The organism is Flavobacterium sp. KY-23415 (assembly GCF_055384985.1).
In genome coordinates this window covers 459,394-477,130 of sequence record NZ_AP044001.1, presented here as the reverse complement: position 1 = coordinate 477,130, position 17,737 = coordinate 459,394, and the positions used below count along the sequence as shown (strand labels likewise).

Annotated in this window: 22 protein-coding genes; 14 read left to right on the top strand and 8 right to left on the bottom strand. The window is 30.5% G+C overall.

Annotation, left to right across the window (positions count from 1 at the left end; all coding sequences use genetic code 11):
- Positions 1 to 183: 183 nt before the first annotated feature.
- On the top strand, positions 184 to 1,587 hold the full coding sequence (lpdA, locus tag ACZ49Z_RS02360; protein ID WP_464306592.1) for a dihydrolipoyl dehydrogenase: 1,404 nt from the start codon (positions 184 to 186) through the stop codon (positions 1,585 to 1,587).
- A gap of 287 nt (positions 1,588 to 1,874) precedes the next feature.
- Here lpdA and rplS read toward each other — a convergent pair whose 3' ends face one another.
- The 4 genes from rplS to ACZ49Z_RS02340 form a co-directional block, all read right to left on the bottom strand.
- On the bottom strand, positions 1,875 to 2,228 hold the full coding sequence (rplS, locus tag ACZ49Z_RS02355) for a 50S ribosomal protein L19 (RefSeq protein WP_464306591.1): 354 nt from the start codon (positions 2,226 to 2,228) through the stop codon (positions 1,875 to 1,877).
- A 141-nt stretch (positions 2,229 to 2,369) separates the two neighbouring features.
- Positions 2,370 to 3,047 (bottom strand): tRNA (guanosine(37)-N1)-methyltransferase TrmD, encoded by a 678-nt coding sequence (trmD, locus tag ACZ49Z_RS02350; protein ID WP_464306590.1) that lies wholly within the window; start codon positions 3,045 to 3,047, stop codon positions 2,370 to 2,372.
- Positions 3,048 to 3,131: 84 nt separating this feature from the next.
- Complete coding sequence (locus ACZ49Z_RS02345; RefSeq protein ID WP_464306589.1) at positions 3,132 to 3,578, bottom strand: DUF1569 domain-containing protein; 447 nt, start codon at positions 3,576 to 3,578, stop codon at positions 3,132 to 3,134.
- 124 nt (positions 3,579 to 3,702) lie between these two features.
- A complete protein-coding gene (locus ACZ49Z_RS02340; RefSeq protein ID WP_464306588.1) occupies positions 3,703 to 4,422 on the bottom strand; it encodes a 3-ketoacyl-ACP reductase in 720 nt (239 codons plus the stop codon).
- Between the two features lie 195 nt (positions 4,423 to 4,617).
- On the opposite strand from ACZ49Z_RS02340, the gene ACZ49Z_RS02335 reads away from it, so the two are divergent.
- The 8 genes from ACZ49Z_RS02335 (at position 4,618) to ACZ49Z_RS02300 (ending at position 10,525) form a co-directional block, all read left to right on the top strand.
- The gene (locus tag ACZ49Z_RS02335; RefSeq protein WP_464306587.1) at positions 4,618 to 5,550 is read left to right on the top strand and encodes a peptidylprolyl isomerase; all 933 of its coding nucleotides are present in this window, start codon (positions 4,618 to 4,620) and stop codon (positions 5,548 to 5,550) included.
- Positions 5,551 to 5,829: 279 nt separating this feature from the next.
- Complete coding sequence (locus ACZ49Z_RS02330; protein ID WP_464306586.1) at positions 5,830 to 6,081, top strand: microviridin/marinostatin family tricyclic proteinase inhibitor; 252 nt, start codon at positions 5,830 to 5,832, stop codon at positions 6,079 to 6,081.
- Between the two features lie 99 nt (positions 6,082 to 6,180).
- Entirely contained in the window at positions 6,181 to 7,161 is a 981-nt protein-coding gene (locus tag ACZ49Z_RS02325) for an MvdC/MvdD family ATP grasp protein (RefSeq protein WP_464306585.1), read from the top strand.
- A 65-nt stretch (positions 7,162 to 7,226) separates the two neighbouring features.
- Entirely contained in the window at positions 7,227 to 8,243 is a 1,017-nt protein-coding gene (locus tag ACZ49Z_RS02320; RefSeq protein WP_464306584.1) for an ATP-grasp domain-containing protein, read from the top strand.
- A 133-nt stretch (positions 8,244 to 8,376) separates the two neighbouring features.
- Positions 8,377 to 8,868, top strand: coding sequence for a hypothetical protein (locus ACZ49Z_RS02315; protein WP_464306583.1), 492 nt, complete (start codon positions 8,377 to 8,379; stop codon positions 8,866 to 8,868).
- A 52-nt stretch (positions 8,869 to 8,920) separates the two neighbouring features.
- On the top strand, positions 8,921 to 9,511 hold the full coding sequence (locus tag ACZ49Z_RS02310) for a hypothetical protein (RefSeq protein WP_464306582.1): 591 nt from the start codon (positions 8,921 to 8,923) through the stop codon (positions 9,509 to 9,511).
- Positions 9,512 to 9,526: 15 nt separating this feature from the next.
- The gene (locus ACZ49Z_RS02305; RefSeq protein ID WP_464306581.1) at positions 9,527 to 10,027 is read left to right on the top strand and encodes a hypothetical protein; all 501 of its coding nucleotides are present in this window, start codon (positions 9,527 to 9,529) and stop codon (positions 10,025 to 10,027) included.
- A gap of 39 nt (positions 10,028 to 10,066) precedes the next feature.
- Positions 10,067 to 10,525, top strand: coding sequence for a hypothetical protein (locus ACZ49Z_RS02300; protein WP_464306580.1), 459 nt, complete (start codon positions 10,067 to 10,069; stop codon positions 10,523 to 10,525).
- Between the two features lie 156 nt (positions 10,526 to 10,681).
- On the opposite strand, the gene ACZ49Z_RS02295 is transcribed toward ACZ49Z_RS02300, so the two are convergent.
- Positions 10,682 to 11,011, bottom strand: a complete 330-nt coding sequence (locus tag ACZ49Z_RS02295) for a hypothetical protein (RefSeq protein ID WP_464306579.1) — start codon at positions 11,009 to 11,011, stop codon at positions 10,682 to 10,684.
- 123 nt (positions 11,012 to 11,134) lie between these two features.
- Positions 11,135 to 11,689, bottom strand: a complete 555-nt coding sequence (locus tag ACZ49Z_RS02290) for a thioredoxin family protein (protein WP_464306578.1) — start codon at positions 11,687 to 11,689, stop codon at positions 11,135 to 11,137.
- Between the two features lie 112 nt (positions 11,690 to 11,801).
- Here ACZ49Z_RS02290 and ACZ49Z_RS02285 point away from each other — a divergent pair, with 112 nt between their 5' ends.
- Positions 11,802 to 12,263: an Mpo1 family 2-hydroxy fatty acid dioxygenase gene (locus tag ACZ49Z_RS02285; protein ID WP_464306577.1), complete on the top strand. Its 462-nt coding sequence runs from the start codon at positions 11,802 to 11,804 to the stop codon at positions 12,261 to 12,263.
- Positions 12,253 to 12,597: a tRNA-binding protein gene (locus ACZ49Z_RS02280; protein WP_464306576.1), complete on the top strand. Its 345-nt coding sequence runs from the start codon at positions 12,253 to 12,255 to the stop codon at positions 12,595 to 12,597. The genes ACZ49Z_RS02285 and ACZ49Z_RS02280 overlap by 11 nt, the downstream gene beginning before the upstream one ends.
- Positions 12,598 to 12,649: 52 nt before the next feature.
- Here the strand turns inward: ACZ49Z_RS02280 and ACZ49Z_RS02275 are convergent, their stop codons facing one another.
- Positions 12,650 to 13,024 (bottom strand): PUR family DNA/RNA-binding protein, encoded by a 375-nt coding sequence (locus ACZ49Z_RS02275; RefSeq protein WP_464306575.1) that lies wholly within the window; start codon positions 13,022 to 13,024, stop codon positions 12,650 to 12,652.
- 69 nt (positions 13,025 to 13,093) lie between these two features.
- Entirely contained in the window at positions 13,094 to 14,854 is a 1,761-nt protein-coding gene (locus tag ACZ49Z_RS02270) for an ABC transporter ATP-binding protein (protein ID WP_464306574.1), read from the bottom strand.
- A 189-nt stretch (positions 14,855 to 15,043) separates the two neighbouring features.
- Here ACZ49Z_RS02270 and ACZ49Z_RS02265 point away from each other — a divergent pair, with 189 nt between their 5' ends.
- The 3 genes from ACZ49Z_RS02265 to ACZ49Z_RS02255 all read left to right on the top strand — a co-directional run bounded on the left by ACZ49Z_RS02265 (position 15,044) and on the right by ACZ49Z_RS02255 (position 17,731).
- The gene (locus ACZ49Z_RS02265) at positions 15,044 to 16,147 is read left to right on the top strand and encodes a Glu/Leu/Phe/Val dehydrogenase dimerization domain-containing protein (protein ID WP_464306573.1); all 1,104 of its coding nucleotides are present in this window, start codon (positions 15,044 to 15,046) and stop codon (positions 16,145 to 16,147) included.
- A 117-nt stretch (positions 16,148 to 16,264) separates the two neighbouring features.
- Complete coding sequence (gene nusB / locus ACZ49Z_RS02260; RefSeq protein WP_464306572.1) at positions 16,265 to 17,206, top strand: transcription antitermination factor NusB; 942 nt, start codon at positions 16,265 to 16,267, stop codon at positions 17,204 to 17,206.
- A gap of 24 nt (positions 17,207 to 17,230) precedes the next feature.
- On the top strand, positions 17,231 to 17,731 hold the full coding sequence (locus tag ACZ49Z_RS02255; protein WP_464306571.1) for a DUF1573 domain-containing protein: 501 nt from the start codon (positions 17,231 to 17,233) through the stop codon (positions 17,729 to 17,731).
- The last annotated feature ends 6 nt before the right edge of the window (positions 17,732 to 17,737 follow it).

Below are 17,737 nucleotides of genomic sequence, written 5' to 3'. Positions count from 1 at the left end.
TTTTTTTAAAAAATGAAAGAAATAGTCTTGATGGAAATCAGGACTATTTTTTTATAAATATTTCTTAAGTGATAAAGTGTTGAAATATATTTATTTTCGAAATAAACTAAAACAGTGTAAACATAATTCCTTAATTTTGCATCTTAATTATTATAAATACACAACATAAATAAAATATATACTATGAGTTCATTTGACGTAGTTATTATAGGTTCAGGTCCTGGTGGATATGTGGCTGCTATTCGTTGCGCACAGTTAGGGATGAAAACAGCAATTATTGAAAAATATTCTTCACTAGGAGGTACTTGTTTGAATGTTGGATGCATTCCTTCTAAAGCATTATTAGCATCTTCACATCATTATCAAGAGCTACAACACTTTGCAGATCATGGAATTGAGGTTTCGGGAGATGTTAAAGTTAATTTAGAGAAAATGATAGCTAGAAAACAAGCTGTTGTTGATCAAACATCTGGAGGAGTGAAATATTTGATGGATAAAAATAAAGTTGAAGTTTTTGAAGGTGTTGGTTCTTTTGAAAGTGCAACATCGGTTAAAGTTTCTAAGAAAGATGGCTCGTCGGAAATAATAGAGTCTAAAAATATAATAATTGCTACTGGTTCTAAGCCATCGTCTTTGCCATTTATTAAGTTGGATAAAGAAAGAATTATTACATCTACAGAGGCGTTAAAATTGCCAGAAGTTCCTAAACATTTAGTAATCATTGGTGGTGGAGTTATCGGTATTGAGCTTGGTCAGGTTTATTTAAGATTAGGAGCGCAAGTTTCTGTTGTTGAATATATGGATAGAATTGTTCCAGGAATGGATGCGGCATTATCTAAAGAGTTAACAAAGGTCTTGAAAAAACAAGGAATGAAATTCTATACCTCTCATAAAGTACAATCTGTTGAAAGAGCAGGAGATGTTGTGACGGTTAAGGCTGAAAATGCAAAAGGAGAAATTGTTACTTTAGAAGGAGATTATTCATTGGTTTCTGTAGGGCGTCGTCCTTATACAGACGGGTTAAATGCTGAAAAAGCTGGCGTTAAATTGACAGATAGAGGTCAGGTTGAAGTGAATGATCATTTGCAAACATCTGTATCTAATATTTATGCAATAGGAGATGTTGTTCGTGGGGCAATGTTAGCGCATAAAGCAGAGGAGGAAGGTGTTTTGGTAGCTGAAATATTAGCAGGTCAGAAACCTCATATTGATTATAATTTAATTCCTGGAGTTGTATATACTTGGCCAGAAGTTGCAGCGGTTGGTCAAACTGAAGAACAGTTAAAAGAAGCTGGAGTGGCTTATAAATCTGGAAGTTTTCCATTTAAAGCTTTAGGTAGAGCTAGAGCAGGTGGTGATACGGATGGTTTTGTTAAAATCTTAGCAGATGCTAAAACAGACGAAGTTTTAGGGGTGCATATGATTGGTGCACGTTGTGCGGATTTAATTGCAGAAGCGGTTACAGCAATGGAATTTAGAGCAAGTGCAGAAGATATATCAAGAATGTCTCATGCGCATCCTACATTTGCAGAAGCAGTGAAGGAAGCAGCATTGGCAGCTACAGATAATAGGCCATTACATGTGTAATTGAGTTTAGTTATTGTATGAAAAAAAGGGTTTGCATTTTGTGAACCCTTTTTTTTGTATATATGCAAAATAAAAACACAGCAATCCTGTGTTCTTCTATTTCGTGCCAAAAAAAATGTGGTTTGTTTTTACGGTAAACTGATGTTTAATTGGTTGTATGGTTAAGTAGTTCAGGAAAGTATTTTGATTAAAAAAAACAAAAAAAAGCAGTTACAAAACGATGTAACTGCTTCTTTGTCTCTCTATTTGAATAGAGTGTGATTATTTCGCTTTTTAAAAAGGGAAGATTATCTTCTTCTTTTTTCTTTAATTTTAGCTTTTTTACCAGTAAGTTCTCTGAAGTAATAGATACGAGCTCTACGAACTTTACCTCTTTGGTTTACTTCAATTTTTTGTAAAGCTGGCATGTTTACAGGGAAGATACGCTCTACACCTACAGCACCAGACATTTTACGAATTGTGAAAGTCTCAGTTAATCCAGTTCCTTTCTTTTGTATTACTACACCTTTGAAGAACTGAGTTCTAGTTTTTTCACCCTCTTTAATTTCATAGTACACAGTAATTGTGTCTCCAGCTCCAAATTCTGGGAAATCTTTTTTTGTTACAAATTCGCTTTGTACGAAATCTACTAAATTAGCCATTTTGAATAAAATAAATATTTGATTTAGAGCAACATACACGTCCATCGCTAGAGGTTGATCCAAATGTGGGTGCAAATGTAAAAATTAATTATGAAATATAATTATGATTTTTTAATTATTTAGTATTTTTTGACTTGAAATTTACTCTTTTAGTAAATCAGGTCTTCTGTTTTTGGTATGCTCATAAGCTTTTTGCTCTCTCCATTCTTCGATTTTAGGGAAATTTCCACTTAGAAGAATTTCAGGAACTTTCCAACCCTTGTATTCAGCTGGTCTTGTGTAAACAGGAGGTGCTAATAAATTGTCTTGAAAACTATCTGTTAAAGCAGATGTCTCATTGCTTAAAACACCAGGTATTAATCGAATAATACTATCGCAAAGTATTGCTGCTCCTAATTCACCACCACTTAAAACGTAATCACCAATTGAAATTTCTCTTGTAATGAAGTGATCGCGTACTCGTTGATCTACACCTTTATAATGACCGCAAAGAATAATGATATTTTTTAATAAAGACATTCTGTTAGCCATATTTTGATTTAATGTTTCCCCATCTGGAGTCATGTAGATCACTTCGTCATAATCACGTTCATTTTTCAATTTTGTAATGCAATCATCTATAGGTTGTATATTCATAACCATTCCTGCTCCTCCACCAAATTGATAATCATCAACACTCTTTTGTTTATTGGTGGTGTAATCTCTCAAGTTGTGAAAGTGAACTTCTACTAATCCTTTTTCTATAGCTCTTTTTAAAATGGAAGCTTCAAAAGGGCTTTTGATTAGTTCTGGTAATACAGTAATTATGTCTATACGCATGGAATGTCTTATTTCTGGTTTAATGCTTCAAGTATGAAGTAATGTGTGCAAATTTAATTAACTTTAAAGCTGAAACAAAAATATTTAAACGCCAAATTGCCTCAAATGATGATCTAAATGTTTCCATTGTAGATTATTCCAGTCTATTTCGTTTAATTTTCCCCAAAAGGGATGAGTTTTAATTTTGATTACATGAAAACCTTCTCCTAATTTTTGAACTTTTTCAATTAATTCTTTTTTTACAGTGTTAAAATCATAATTATCAGTGCGAATAAATTCTTTTGCAGTTGGACTATTCTTTTTGAATTCTGGAGCAGATAACCAAGATTTTTTCATCATTCTTCCGAATATTTTCATCAGAAATGAGATTTTTAATGTTTCGCTTCCTAAACCTACTGCAATTGGAGATATGCAGTGTGATAGCATTTGATCAACTGACATTTTACCCCACAAGGCTTGTGATTCTGGTCTTAGCTTGTTGATTCTGTCTATGATTTCTTGGTTGTCTTTTGAGTTGAAAATGTTTTTCATCTTGGAAGTTCGTTTAATTTATGAAGATATTTTGTTTTGAATAATATATCAATTATTGAAATATACAAAAAAAGCATAATTGAAAAAAAAACAATTATGCTTTTAATTAAAAATGCTTTTTTTGTTAAGGGTTTGTTGACCAAAGAGATGCATTTTTTAACATAGCTCTTCTAGGTAATTTTAAACCTGCAACTATTAATTCTGCAAAATCTTCTGGTTGTAAAACTGTTTCAGTTGAATCTTTCGTAGCAATACCTAAATCTATTGACATGTCTGAAGCAATGGTGCTTGGTGTTAATGTGCACACTCTAATGTTATTTTTGCGTACTTCTTTCATTAAGGATTCCGACATTCCTATCACCGCAAATTTTGAAGCAGAATAAGCAGACGTATTAGGGTTTCCACTTAAACCAGCAGTAGATGAAACATTAATGATGTCTCCTTCGTTTTTTTCTATTAAAAAAGGAAGTACTTCTTTGGTTGTATAATACATTCCCATAACATTTGTCTGTATGATTTCGTTCCATTTACTCACTTCCATGTCATTAAACGATCCAAAAGCGGCAATTCCTGCATTATTAACTAAAATGTCAACAGTACCAAGTGAAGTTACTATTTTTTTTATTCCATTTTTTACTTCTTCATAATTACTAACATCGAAGACAGCATAGCTGGCTTTTATACCAAATGTTTTTAATTCGTTTACGGTTTCAATTAATTTTGTTTCGTTTCTTCCAGTAATTGCAACATCGATACCTTCTTTTGCAAATGCAATTGCGGTTGCTTTTCCTAAACCTCTACTTCCTCCTGTGATTATTGCTTTTTTGCCGCTTAATTTTTCCATTGTATTTTTTTTATGAGGATACAAAAGTAATTATTTGAAGATAATAGATATGAGACGATTTCTTAAAGTTATGTGAATTTTCTGTAACTATTTTGTTTTTAGGCTAGTTTTTTTTGTTTTTTTATATCGTAAGGAGTAATTTTTTTTATGTAATAAAATCACTAATTTTGTCTCATATAATTTAAATTCAATAAAATGCAAGACGGAATTTACGCAAAGTTTAATACATCTAAAGGAAGTATTTTAGTAAAGCTAACACATGATAAAACTCCAGGTACTGTTGGTAATTTTGTAGGGCTAGCTGAAGGTCAGTTAGAAAATTCAGCAAAACCAATGGGGACTCCTTACTACAACGGATTAAATTTCCACCGAGTAATTACCGATTTTATGATTCAAGGTGGGTGTCCACAAGGAACAGGGACAGGTGATGGTGGTTATAAATTTGATGATGAATTTCATCCAGAATTAAAACATGATAAGCCAGGTGTATTGTCTATGGCAAATGCAGGTCCTGGTACAAATGGGACGCAATTTTTTATTACTCATGTTCCAACTCCTTGGTTAGACGGAAAACACTCTGTTTTTGGACATGTAGTGGAAGGACAAGATGTTGTTGATGCTGTGGCTCAAGGGGATTTGTTAGAATCTGTTGAAATTGTAAGAGTTGGTGAAGAAGCTAAAGGATGGAATGCAATTGAAGCTTTTAGAACTTTTGAAGGAACTAGAGAAAAAAGATTGGCAGAACAAAAAAGAATGGCAGAAGAGGCTTTGGATAAAATAGCCGCTGGTTTTCAAAAAACAGATAGTGGTCTTCGCTACCAAATTATTCAAAAAGGAAGTGGTAAGCAAGCAGAAAAAGGAAGAAAAGTGTCTGTTCACTATCAAGGGGCATTAGATAATGGACAAGTTTTTGATTCATCATATAAAAGAAAACAACCTATCGAATTTCAATTAGGAGTTGGTCAAGTTATTCAAGGATGGGACGAAGGAATTGCGTTACTTAAAGTTGGGGATAAAGCACGTTTTGTTATTCCTTCATTTTTAGGATACGGTTCTCAAGGAGCTGGAGGAGTAATTCCACCAAATGCAACATTGGTTTTTGATGTAGAATTGATGGATGTGAAATAAAAGTAATACTAACTAGTTAAGTATTAATGATAAAGAGGTTGTTCTAGTTCAGGACAGCCTTTTTTTTTGTTTTTTATAGTTGAGTAAATAAATTTTATAGTGAGAATTTATTTTCATTTGGGAATACGTGTGTTTACTGGTTTTTTGATTTTTTAACATTTTTTTAAAAAGTAAGTGTGGGTTTTTTCCGTAAAAAATGTTAATTTCGAGCGTTCGTTATTTGCAAATACAACAAAACTAAACATTAAATTTAAATCAAAAAAAATGAAAAATCAAAATTTGAAAAAGCCGTTTTTCGCAAATTTTTTAGAAAATCAATTAACTCAAGATGAGTCTAACGCTGTACAAGGTGGTATTACAAATCCAAGATTTGACAGCGATAATACTTTAAAATATCCTTCTGATAGTGACGAAGATGTTACAATGAAAGCTCCATCGGATAATGATGAAGATACAACTTTACCATTAAATGATGGTTATCATACAATGAAGTATCCATCAGATAATGATGAAGCTGGATTTGAAAAATAGAGTTAATAAGGAGTAACGGTTAATCCGTTACTCTTTGTTTTTTTTGAAGTGCGTTGTTAATAAATATACTTTCAACGTGAAATTTTTGAATTAAAGGATATGATTTTATGTATAAGTCATTCTAATGATTATTATACTATAGATATTGTAATAAAACGATTAGAAGAATTAGGAGAAAAAGTTTACAGGTTAAATTCGGATGAATTTTCAAATAATGTTTCTATTAGCTGTAAAAATATCGGTAAAAAAACGGCAATTGAAATTATAGACGGTGAGTATCGTTTTACTACAGATGAAATAAAAGCAGTTTGGTATAGGAAGCTTTGGGAACTAAAAATACCAAAAGATTTAGATAAATCATATTATTCGATTTTTTATCAAGAGTATGGAACATTGCACAAATTGTTTTTTGATGCTCTTAAGGATAAATTCTGGATAAACCCTATGGATATTGACCATAGTATAGGAGGAAATAAATTTAAACAATTACAACTTGCTCAAGAATCAGGATTAGTTATACCTGAGAGTATTTTTACAAACAATAGCAAACAAGTTGAGGTATTCTTCAATGAAGTATGTGAAGGAAAAATGATTACAAAATTGCATGGATCTTTATCTAGAAGTATGAAGAGAGATGGAGCTTTTTTTCCAACCACATTGGTGTCTAAAGAACATTTAGAAGCTTTAAAAGAAGGTTTGGAATTTTGTCCAATGATATTTCAAAGAAATATTGAAAAAATGTACGAATTAAGAGTTGTTTATGTTAATGGAGTCTTTTTCGTAGGAAAAATTAATGCAACACAATCAGAATCTGGTAATATTGATTGGAGGGCAGCTAAAGAAAAAAATATTGGTTGGGGTCTATATACTTTACCTGAAAAAGTTTGTAATGCTATTACTTTAATGATGAATAAAATGGGATTGTATTTTGGTGCCATTGATATCATTAGGCAAACTGATGGAGAGTATGTTTTTCTAGAAGTGAATCCGCAAGGAGAATGGGGAATGTTACAAAGAGATTTGGGGTATCCTATTGGGGAAACGATAGCAGAACAAATTATAGAAACAATAAAAAGATAAATTATAGAGTAATATTTTAAAGAAAATAATATTACTTCAGAATATTGATATAAAAATATTGGTTTATGAAAAAAGTATTGATTATTACACATAGTAAGGATAATGAATGTATAAAAAATGTGACTAATAAAATTCAAGAATTAGGTGGATATGCTATACGATTCAATGTCGATGAGTACCCAGTAAAATATAGCTTAAGTTCTTGTTTTGAAGAGGGGGAATGGAAAGTGTATTTGGATTATGAAGGTCACAGAGAAAGCTTGCATGACTTGGAAGCGTTATGGTATAGAAGAAGTCACAATTTAGGAGGAGGATTGAATGAAATATTAGAAGGAGAGTTTTTGAGTAGCACACATGGAGAAGTTAGAGCTACATTATTTGGAATGCTAGAAAGTTTAAACTGTTTTCAAATAGGTAAATACAGTTCATATAGAAGATTGGATAGTAAGGAAGAGCAAATGAAAGTAGCTTCTCATCTTGGAATGTTAATTCCTGAAACATGCATTACAAATAGTCCTGAGGAAGCAAGAAGGTTTGTAAAAGCACATCCAAATGGAACTATTGCAAAAATGCAGAGTTCGTTTGCTATTTATAGAAATGGAGTTGAAAATGTTGTGTTTACTAATGAGATTAAAGAAGAAGATCTTGAAAACTTAGAAACATTACAATATTGTCCTATGCAGTTTCAGGAAAAACTTGAAAAAGCATTGGAATTGAGAGTTACAATAATCGGAGATGAAATTTTTGCCTTTTCAGTAGATTCTCAGAAGTTGTTTAATGCAAAATTAGATTGGAGAAGAGAGGGTGTAACGTTGTTGAAAGACTGGGTGCCTTACGAATTGCCTTTAGATGTAAAAAATAAATTATTAGAATTAATGGATATTTACCAGATAAATTATGGAGCAATAGATATTATTGTAACACCTGAGAATGAATTCTATTTCTTAGAGATAAATTCTGCGGGTGAATTTTATTGGTTAGATAAATTAATTGATGGAGCAATTACAACTCATTTGTCTAAAGTATTATTGGGTCAAACATTTAGACGTTATAAACCAGTTCTAGAAAGCGCAACAGTTTAGTTTTTTTATGACTTAGAAAACAAAACGAAGAGAGTCTCGAATAAAAAATTCGAGGCTTTTTTTGTTTTGAAAAATAGGGGTTTTTTGTATCCTTATTAAAAATGATGTTGCTATTGGATATAGTGGTTTTGGGTTGCAAAAATGGATATACAAGCAAAAAGCAAGAAAACCATTTACACGTTCTAGAAATGGAGTAGCAGGTAACTCTGAGTTTTCGAATAATTTTAATGCCTCATTTGGGGCTTATGAAAAGGGTGAAGCTTTAGCGAATATTTCAAACAGAAGAAAATTTGACTTATTGACATTATTTGCTATTTTAATTGCCTTGGGTGGTTTAGGGTATTACTTTTCAATGCGATTTAGTAACTATGAAGCTTTAAATAAGAAATTGCAATTAAAGAGCAAAGCTGCTTTTGAAACTAAATCCTATGAAATCTTGACCAATCAAGGGACGGTATATTATGATCAAGGAAACTATTCTAAAGCATCTAAAGAATTAGAGTTGGCCTATACTATTAAGCAAACAAAAGAATTGGAACACAAACTTTTGGTTTGTTATCAAAAACTGTGTAAAGCTAAAAATAAGGAATACTGTAAGAAGTATGAAGAATTTAAAGTAAGGTAGTAGTTATTGGTATTGTTTTTGAATTTGTATTTTTACAAAAAGATTAAATATAATGAGTGAAATTGATATTAAGCAAATCGAAAAGAATTATGCCTTGAAAGAAGATTTTGAAATTGAAAGAATTGCAACATCAAATTCAAAAGGATTAAGGCCTGAAATTTATTCGATTATTGAGTACGAAATCAAAAAGAGAAATCTAAATCCTAATTTACTTAATGGAGTAATTGCACACAATAAAGAGTATAGTGTTGAAGAATTAATTAGTTATTCAAACTATTTAAGAGAACTTGCCTGTCCTATTTGTAATTCAAAGGAAAAAAAATTAAATGGCACAATTCTTTTCACGGTTAAAAGCTTTGTTGTTTTTTCTTCAAATGAGACTAAAAGCTGTATTGCTTGTCCTGATTGTTTGGATAAAAGTAATAATAAAGCAATGCTTTCAACGTTAGTTTTAGGATGGTGGGGAATTCCTTCAGGTGTAGTTCAAACACCTTTGTACTTGTTTCGAAATTTTCAATCTAAGAAAGATAATCATCTAAAAGAACCAAATTTTGCACTATTAAATTTTGTAAAAAATAATATAGGCCACATTGAGTCCTATAAAGATGATAAGCAAAAACTAGCTGTAATAATTAATCAATAACTGAATTTTTAATACATGAAAAAGCTATATTTTATTCTCTTTTTTCTGCTTTCTTTTTTTACTTTCAGCCAAATTCAACATTGTGGCTACGATTTTACGTCTTATGTAGTGGTTAATGCACATGAAAATGGAAAGTCTGAGAATGAGAAAAATTTAAAAATAACAGTTGTTAATTCAAATGGAACAGACGTTATTAATGTTAATAATATGTATAGTTGGAACAATAGTAATCAACCATTGGTGTTTCAACAGAATTATTTGATTAGTAAAGAAGGTGAAAAAGAACGTTATTTTTTTCCTTATGCTAAGGATAATTACTTCATTTCGGTTGCCAATACTTTTCCAGCAGAGCGTTTCGGTATTAAAATAGAAGACACCAAAGGGATATATAAAACACAAATAGTGCCCTTGCAGAGCTTTAATTTATATATATTATGTTCAACAGAGAATCAAAAGGCAAAGATGTTTGGCAAAAGAACCAATAGTCCTGTAGAGGTTATTTTGGAACGCAAATAGAGTTTTCTGTTCGTTTTAGCTTTTTTAATAAAATATAGCATGCTTTTAAGAATTATTTATTTCTTTTTTTACTTTAAGTTTTCTGAAAATTCGATTTTTTCTTTCATAAGAAAAGAGAAAGTAACGATTTTGAAATCTGTTCTAAAAAAAGGACATTACAAAAACAGAATGCAAATTGCTGAAAATTTGATGTTGCTGTGTGATGATTATCAAAAAGAATTAATTGAAATACTTCTTGATGAACCAATTGAGATTATTTTCAATAAAATGCTATTAGTAACTAATCATCTGAATCTTAGTGAAAGCTTGCAGACAAGAATTCAATTAAGAAAAGAATATTGGTATTCTAGAATGATTACAGAAAATAACCAAAAAGAAGTAACGCAAGAAAAACTTAAAGGAACTGAAAATTTTAAAAGAAAATTCGGTAATGGAGAATCGTTAAATATGGTAAAAGAAATGCTGAAAAAACCAATGAACACTGGAAAGTGGTTTTGACGTAATTTTTGGTTTGGTTATGGTTAAAGTTTTGATTGTTTTTTGTTGCACTTAATTTTCAATTGTTTTGTAATAGTTTGATAATTCTTTTTTTATTCTCTGTACATTAGTTTTTGAATTTTTAAAAGTTATAAATAAATAAAAATAACTAATTAATTAATACAATAACAGTATAGGCAGAAATGCTAATTCAAATAAAAGTAAAATACAAAATAATGATAAAACAGATAAAGTTAATGTGCTTAAAATAAACCTAAAGTATGAAATTCCTTGAATGCTTGTTTTAATAAAAAGTATTTCGTTTTGAGAATTTAAATTTAATTTTATAATGCTTCCTGCTTTATATCGTTTAAACGGGAATGTCCTTTCCCTAAGCTCTATAAAACTTCGTGAAAAATTACCAACATATTTAATTTTTTCAGGTAAAAAATCATCTGAAATTAATAAAAATTTTGTTCTGAAACTTATATCAGATATCTCTTTCATTTTTCCAATGAATTTTTATCTTTCTATTTTGAGCTCCGTGTTAAAACCTCTTTTAGTTCTTGTTTCTTTAAAAAATCATCTAGAATCATAAAATTACTATCTATTTAATGATCACTAATATTTCTACTTCCACTTAATGCCACAGCCAATACTTGGTTTTTGCACTTCATTCAAATGGCGATTATAGATAATACTATCAATAGCATTTCGTAAATCGCTTCCACTAACAGGAATACCATTAGATGGTCGAGAATCGTCTAATTGTCCACGATAGATTAACTTGTCTTGATTATTGAACAAATAAAAATCAGGAGTGCAAGCTGCCTTGTATTCTTTAGCAACCTCTTGAGTCTCGTCAAATAAATAAGGAAAATCTAATTTGTTTTCTAATGCAAAATCTGCCATTCTTTCTGGACTGTCTTGAGGGTACTTTACTATGTCGTTACTAGAAATGGCAACAACTCCTAGTCCTTGCACACGGTAATCATTGGCAATCATAACTATTTCGTTTATGACGTGTATCACGAAAGGACAATGGTTGCAGATGAACATCACTAAAGTGCCTTTGTTGCCTTTGCATTCTTCAAAATTAAACGTTGTATTAAAATTAGTTGCTGGTAATAAAAAATCAGGAGCTTTTGTTCCCAATGCTAACATGTTAGAAGCTGTTTGTGCCATAATGATTGTGAAGTTTTGAAAAGCAAGAATTGACTTGGTTCTAATTGTTATACGTTGAAACTTGCTAAATTGTTACAAAATGTTTAAATTTAAAAAAAGAAGAGCTTAATATATGAAATCACTAAACCAATGGTTTGAAGAATATAGTACAAGTCATCAGAATATGACAAATAAGAAAATACATTATGTTTGTGTTCCTGTAATTTTTTTCTCTGTTGTTGGAATGCTTATGAGTATTCCTAATAGGTTGCTAACTCCATTAGGTTTAATTCATCCAATTTTTGGAAATTGGGCATTTATAGCTATGATTTTTGTATTGTTGTTTTATTTTAGACTCTCATTTTTAATGGGTATCAAAATGTTTGTGTTTACTTTAGGATGTCTTATTTTGAATTTTTATCTAGCTTCTATGGTGTCAATTTTTTGGTTTTCACTATCATTTTTTATACTCGCCTGGATTGGGCAGTTTTATGGACATAAAATAGAAGGTAAAAAACCTTCATTTTTAAAAGATTTACAATTTTTATTAATTGGACCAGCATGGGTCATACATTCAATTTTTAATGGAGAATAATATAATTACTTGGAATGATTTTGAAAAAATAGATATTCGAGTAGGGACAATTTTAGAAGTAAATGATTTTCCTGAGGCTAGAAAGCCTGCTTTTCAGCTGCATATTGATTTTGGTACAGCAATTGGAATTCGAAAATCATCAGCTCAAATTACAACACACTATACTAAAGAAGAATTAATAGGAAAGCAAATTATGGCTGTTGTTAATTTCCCAAGAAAACAAATTGGAAAATTCATGAGTGAATGTCTGGTTTTGGGTATAGATGACCATGAAGGAGGTGTGGTATTGTTGTCTCCAGATATAAAGGTCGAAAATGGCATGAAAATGTCATAAAAAAACCTAGAAAAAATTCTAGGTTCACTTTAAAACGTTTTAAAGTTACTAATTAAATATCATCAAAGCTAACGTTTGTAAAGCTCTCTGTAGATGGAGTTGTTTCGTCAGAATCATTATAGATTTCTTTTTTGAAATCTTTTTGATGTCTTTCAGAAATTACTTCTTCTCCTTTTTGAGATACTACAAAATCAGTCATTTCATCTAAAATTTCTTTAAAAGCTACAAAGTCTTCTTTGTACAAATAAATTTTATGTTTCTTAAAATGGTAAGAACCATCTTCTTCTGTAAATTTTTTACTTTCAGTAATGGTAATGTAGTAATCATCAGCTTTTGTTGCTCTCACATCGAAGAAATATGTTCTTCTTCCTGCTCTTAATACCTTAGAAAAGATATCTTCTTTTTCTAACATTTCATTTTCTCTCATAATCCAACGGTCGATTTATTGTTTTATAGTTTCCCAAAAGTCTAAAAAAAAATCGTATAAAGCAATAGTTTATATGATTTCTTTTTCGGATAGTTGTTTATAATAAAGCTCTTTGTAGTATCCTTCTTCGGATACTAATTGATTATGAGTGCCTTTTTGTATAATTTCACCATTTTCTAATATGATAATTTTGTCTGCATTCTTTGCAGATGATATTCTATGACTCACAATAACAGTGGTTTTATTATCACAAAACACCCTTAAATTGTTAAGAATCTGTTCTTCCGTCTCTGTGTCAACAGCACTTAGGCAATCATCTAATAAAAGGATAGGAGCATTTTTAATTAAAGCTCTTGCTATGGAAACGCGCTGTTTTTGACCTCCAGACAGTGTAATTCCTCTTTCGCCAAGTATGGTGTCATATTGGGTTGTAAATTCAATAATATTATGGTGAACTACCGCTTTCTTTGCTGCTTCAATTATTTCTTCATCTGTTGCATTTTCATTTCCGAATTTAATATTGTTCTTGATTGTGTCGGAAAATAAAAAGGCATCTTGTGGAACTACTCCAATATTATCTCTTAAGTCATTTAGATTAACCTTTTTAATTGGAGTTTGGTCAATTGTAATGCTTCCAGAAGTAGCGTCATATAATCGACTAATCAAGGAAAGTACTGTTGATTTTCCTGAACCTGTCTTTCCTAATATGGCAAGTGTTTCTCCTGGATTAACTGTAAAACTTATGTTTTTTAAAGCTTGAATGTTTGTGTCTTCATAAACAAATGAAACATTTTTAAACTCAATGCTTCCAATGATTTCAGTATGATTCTCTACCTCATTTGTTATCTCTGGCTGAATTAATAAAAACTCATTTATTCTTTTTTGTGATGCTTCTGCTTCTTGCACTAAAGAAGAAACCCAACCAAGGGAAGCAACAGGCCAAGTAAGCATGTTTATATATAAAATAAACTGAGCAATAATTCCAATATCGGGAATATCTCCATTAATATACATCATTCCCCCCACATAAATAACCACTAAATTACTCAACCCAATAAGGAGAATCATTAAAGGTCCAAAATAGGAATGTGTTTTGGCTAGACTCATTGCTTTTTCATTACTGTCTTTTGTTAATGTGGAAAATTCTTCTGTTTTTTGGTTTTCAATAGCATAGGCTTTAATAACTCTAATTCCAGAAAACATTTCTTGTGTGAAAGAGGATAAAGTGGATAGGTTTTGTTGAAAAAGCTCACTTTTTTTATTAATGATAGAGCTAATTTTGAAAATCCCATAAGATAATAAAGGTAATGGAAGTAGTGTATATAATGTTAGTTTGGGTGAAATGTTATACATATATATGATAACAACTGTAAAGCGTATTACTGTGTTTAAAGAATACATCACTGCAGGTCCAACATACATGCGCACTTTCCCGACATCTTCACTAATCCGATTCATTAAATCTCCTGTTCTGTTTTTCTTATAGAAACTTTGTGTGAGTCTTTGATAGTGATTGAATACTTCATTCTTTAAGTCAAATTCAACATATCGAGACATAACAATTATTGACTGACGCATTAAAAAGGTAAAAAAACCTGCAATTATGGTGGTGCCAATTATTAATAGAATGTTTTTGTATAGCACAGATGTTATGAATGCAATAGTTAAATCTTTGTTTTGTGTGAGTTCTTTTATTGCACTTATCGAATTTCCAATTAGTTCTGGAGTAAATAGTGAGAATATTTGAGCCGCAATAGTGAAAATAATTCCGAAAAAAAATCGGTATTTATATTTTGCAAAATATTTGTTTAAGTATTGTAATTCTTTCATTTAAAAATTTAAAGTTGTGTTTTTTTTTATTAAAAAAGCAATATTTTATGATTTTATTGAGAACTTGAAAACATTTTGTATATAACAATTAATTGTGAAATCAATAAAAAAAATATAAATTTTTCAATTATTTTATTTTTATTCGTAATATTGTGACTAATTATTGAATAATTTTCAACACAGAACAATATGTCAACAGAACAATTATTAGCAAAAGAGCTACATAAAGTTGATCCTGTTTTTGGTCAAATTTCCTTTGACGGACATGAGCAAGTTGTATTTTGCCATGACAAAGATACAGGATTAAAAGCAATTATTGGAATTCATAACACTGTTTTAGGACCAGCTTTAGGAGGGACTAGAATGTGGAATTACACAAATGAATGGGAAGCATTGAATGATGTTTTACGTTTGTCTAGAGGAATGTCTTTTAAATCCTCAATTTCTGGTTTAAATCTTGGTGGTGGTAAAGCTGTTATTATTGGCGATGCGAAAACACAAAAAACTCCAGAATTAATGAGACGTTTTGGGCAGTTTGTAGATTCTTTGTCTGGAAAATACATTACAGCAGAAGATGTTGGAATGGAGACTAAAGATATGGATACTGTTCGTGAGGTAACTAAATATGTTACTGGTATTTCAGAAGAAAAAGGAGGCTCTGGGAATCCTTCTCCAATTACTGCTTATGGTGTTTATATGGGGTTGAAAGCAGCAGCTAAATTTCAGTTTGGAACAGATAACCTAGAAGGTAAAAAAGTTTTAGTGCAAGGAATTGGTCACGTTGGAGAAGTTTTAGTACAACATTTAACAGAAAATGGAGCAATTGTTAGTATTTCAGATATTAACGAACAACGTCTTCATGATGTTGGGGCTAAATATGGAGCGAAGATATTTTCTGGAGATGATTTATATAGTGCAGATGTTGATATTTATGCTCCTTGTGCATTAGGTGCAACCATAAATGACGATACTATTGGAAAGATTAAAGCAAAAGTTATTGCAGGTGCTGCAAATAACCAGTTGGCAAATGAGGTAGTTCATGGTAATATTTTGAAAGATAAAGGAATTTTATACGCTCCTGATTTCTTGATTAATGCTGGTGGTGTAATTAATGTGTATTCTGAACTAGCAAATTTAACAAGAGCGCAAGTAATGGAGAAAACAGAAAATATCTATAATACTTCACTTGAAATTTTTGATTTCGCAAGAAAAAATAACATTACAACACATCAAGCTGCAATGTCTATTGCTCAAAAGCGTATTGATGATAAGAAGAATGAAAATTCGAAATAAAATGTTATTTAGATTTTAAATTTTTCTACTTATAATCTAAAATAAAAAAAATATGTATTTTTGCAAAGCGAAAGATTTTCTTTCGCTTTCTTAATTTTTTAAAGTTCTTAAATTAGTATGTTAAATAGAAGACATATACGTGTGAAGGTGATGCAAGGTATCTATGCTATGCACCAACATCAAGGAGAAAACCTTGATAAAGAGGAAAAATTCTTGTTTCAAAGTATTGATAATATGCATGATTTATATCTTTTGATATTATCAGCATTGATAGAAATTCGTGAAAAAGAAGAGCAATATTTAGAGCTAGCATCTAAGAAACATTTAGCTACTAAAGAAGAACGAAATCCAAACAAAAGGTTTGTAGAAAATAAAGTATTGAATCTATTAGCGCAAAGCGATTCTTTATTGGAAGCAATAGATAAAAAGGCTATCACAAACTGGAAACATAATGATGATATTATTTTATCACTTCTAGATGTTATAAAAGAAAGTGACCTTTACAAGGAATACATGTCTTTGCCAAAAGTGACTTTCAAAGACGACAAGATATTTATTGCTAATTTGTTTACAGAAGTTGTTGCGCCAAATGAAAGATTGTATGACTATTTGGAAGAGCATAAATTGACTTGGTTGGATGATTTACCGTCTGTGAATACTCTTATCTTGAAGCAATTAAAGCAATGTGAAGAAAACGATGAAACTTTTGTTATTACCAAATTATATAAAGATTTGGATGATAAAGAATATGTGAAAAATTTGTTTAGAAAAACAATTTTAAATGAAGAGGAGTTGTCAAAAGAATATATCGATAAGACACCAAACTGGGATACGGATAGAATTGCTGAAATTGATACAATTATTTTGAAAATGGCAATTTGTGAATTATTGAAATTTCCTTCAATTCCAGTTAAAGTAACAATTAATGAATATTTAGAGATTGCAAAAGAATATTCTACGCCAAAAAGTAGTATTTTTATCAACGGAATTTTAGATAATTTAGTAAAAGATTTCGAAAAAAATAACCGCATTAAAAAAGCGGGTAGAGGATTATTATAAACCTAAATTTAATTATTTATAGTTATGTTAAAAAAAACGTTAAGCTTAGTTGCTTTGTCATTTTTATTTTCGGTTACTTCATGTAAAGAAAATGCAGACTTAAAAATTACTGATGCAGATATTCAAGCAGTGGAAGTTGCTGATAAAGAAATTGCTGATAAAGAAGCTACAGTAGTGGCTGGTAAAATGCCAAAAGTTCAATTTGATAAAGTGGATCATGATTTTGGTACAATACATGCAGGAGATAAAGTATCTACAGAATTTATTGTGAAAAACATTGGTGAAGGAGATTTAATCATTACTAATGCACAAGCAACTTGTGGTTGTACAGTGCCAGATTATCCAAAACATCCTTTAAAATCTGGAGAATCTGCACCAATTAAAGTAACTTTTGACTCTACAGGAAAATCGGGTAACCAAAGTAAAACAGTTACATTAACTACAAATACAGAGACAGGAAGTGAAAAATTCAATATTAGAGCCAATGTGCTAACTAAAGAAGCAATTCCACCTCTTAAAAAGTAATTTAAA

Bases quoted from the DNA above. Each gene is read 5' to 3' on its own strand.
- rplS (WP_464306591.1), bottom strand. From the start codon at position 2,228: ATGGCTAATTTAGTAGATTTCGTACAAAGCGAATTTGTAACAAAAAAA.
- ACZ49Z_RS02290 (WP_464306578.1), bottom strand. From the start codon at position 11,689: ATGGCACAAACAGCTTCTAACATGTTAGCATTGGGAACAAAAGCTCCT.
- ACZ49Z_RS02270 (WP_464306574.1), bottom strand. From the start codon at position 14,854: ATGAAAGAATTACAATACTTAAACAAATATTTTGCAAAATATAAATAC.
- ACZ49Z_RS02345 (WP_464306589.1), bottom strand. From the start codon at position 3,578: ATGAAAAACATTTTCAACTCAAAAGACAACCAAGAAATCATAGACAGA.
- ACZ49Z_RS02300 (WP_464306580.1), top strand. From the start codon at position 10,067: ATGCTTTTAAGAATTATTTATTTCTTTTTTTACTTTAAGTTTTCTGAA.
- lpdA (WP_464306592.1), top strand. From the start codon at position 184: ATGAGTTCATTTGACGTAGTTATTATAGGTTCAGGTCCTGGTGGATAT.
- ACZ49Z_RS02320 (WP_464306584.1), top strand. From the start codon at position 7,227: ATGAAAAAAGTATTGATTATTACACATAGTAAGGATAATGAATGTATA.
- ACZ49Z_RS02280 (WP_464306576.1), top strand. From the start codon at position 12,253: ATGGAGAATAATATAATTACTTGGAATGATTTTGAAAAAATAGATATT.
- trmD (WP_464306590.1), bottom strand. From the start codon at position 3,047: ATGCGTATAGACATAATTACTGTATTACCAGAACTAATCAAAAGCCCT.
- ACZ49Z_RS02310 (WP_464306582.1), top strand. From the start codon at position 8,921: ATGAGTGAAATTGATATTAAGCAAATCGAAAAGAATTATGCCTTGAAA.
- nusB (WP_464306572.1), top strand. From the start codon at position 16,265: ATGTTAAATAGAAGACATATACGTGTGAAGGTGATGCAAGGTATCTAT.
- ACZ49Z_RS02325 (WP_464306585.1), top strand. From the start codon at position 6,181: ATGATTTTATGTATAAGTCATTCTAATGATTATTATACTATAGATATT.
- ACZ49Z_RS02295 (WP_464306579.1), bottom strand. From the start codon at position 11,011: ATGAAAGAGATATCTGATATAAGTTTCAGAACAAAATTTTTATTAATT.
- ACZ49Z_RS02285 (WP_464306577.1), top strand. From the start codon at position 11,802: ATGAAATCACTAAACCAATGGTTTGAAGAATATAGTACAAGTCATCAG.
- ACZ49Z_RS02340 (WP_464306588.1), bottom strand. From the start codon at position 4,422: ATGGAAAAATTAAGCGGCAAAAAAGCAATAATCACAGGAGGAAGTAGA.
- ACZ49Z_RS02265 (WP_464306573.1), top strand. From the start codon at position 15,044: ATGTCAACAGAACAATTATTAGCAAAAGAGCTACATAAAGTTGATCCT.
- ACZ49Z_RS02255 (WP_464306571.1), top strand. From the start codon at position 17,231: ATGTTAAAAAAAACGTTAAGCTTAGTTGCTTTGTCATTTTTATTTTCG.
- ACZ49Z_RS02275 (WP_464306575.1), bottom strand. From the start codon at position 13,024: ATGAGAGAAAATGAAATGTTAGAAAAAGAAGATATCTTTTCTAAGGTA.
- ACZ49Z_RS02335 (WP_464306587.1), top strand. From the start codon at position 4,618: ATGCAAGACGGAATTTACGCAAAGTTTAATACATCTAAAGGAAGTATT.
- ACZ49Z_RS02305 (WP_464306581.1), top strand. From the start codon at position 9,527: ATGAAAAAGCTATATTTTATTCTCTTTTTTCTGCTTTCTTTTTTTACT.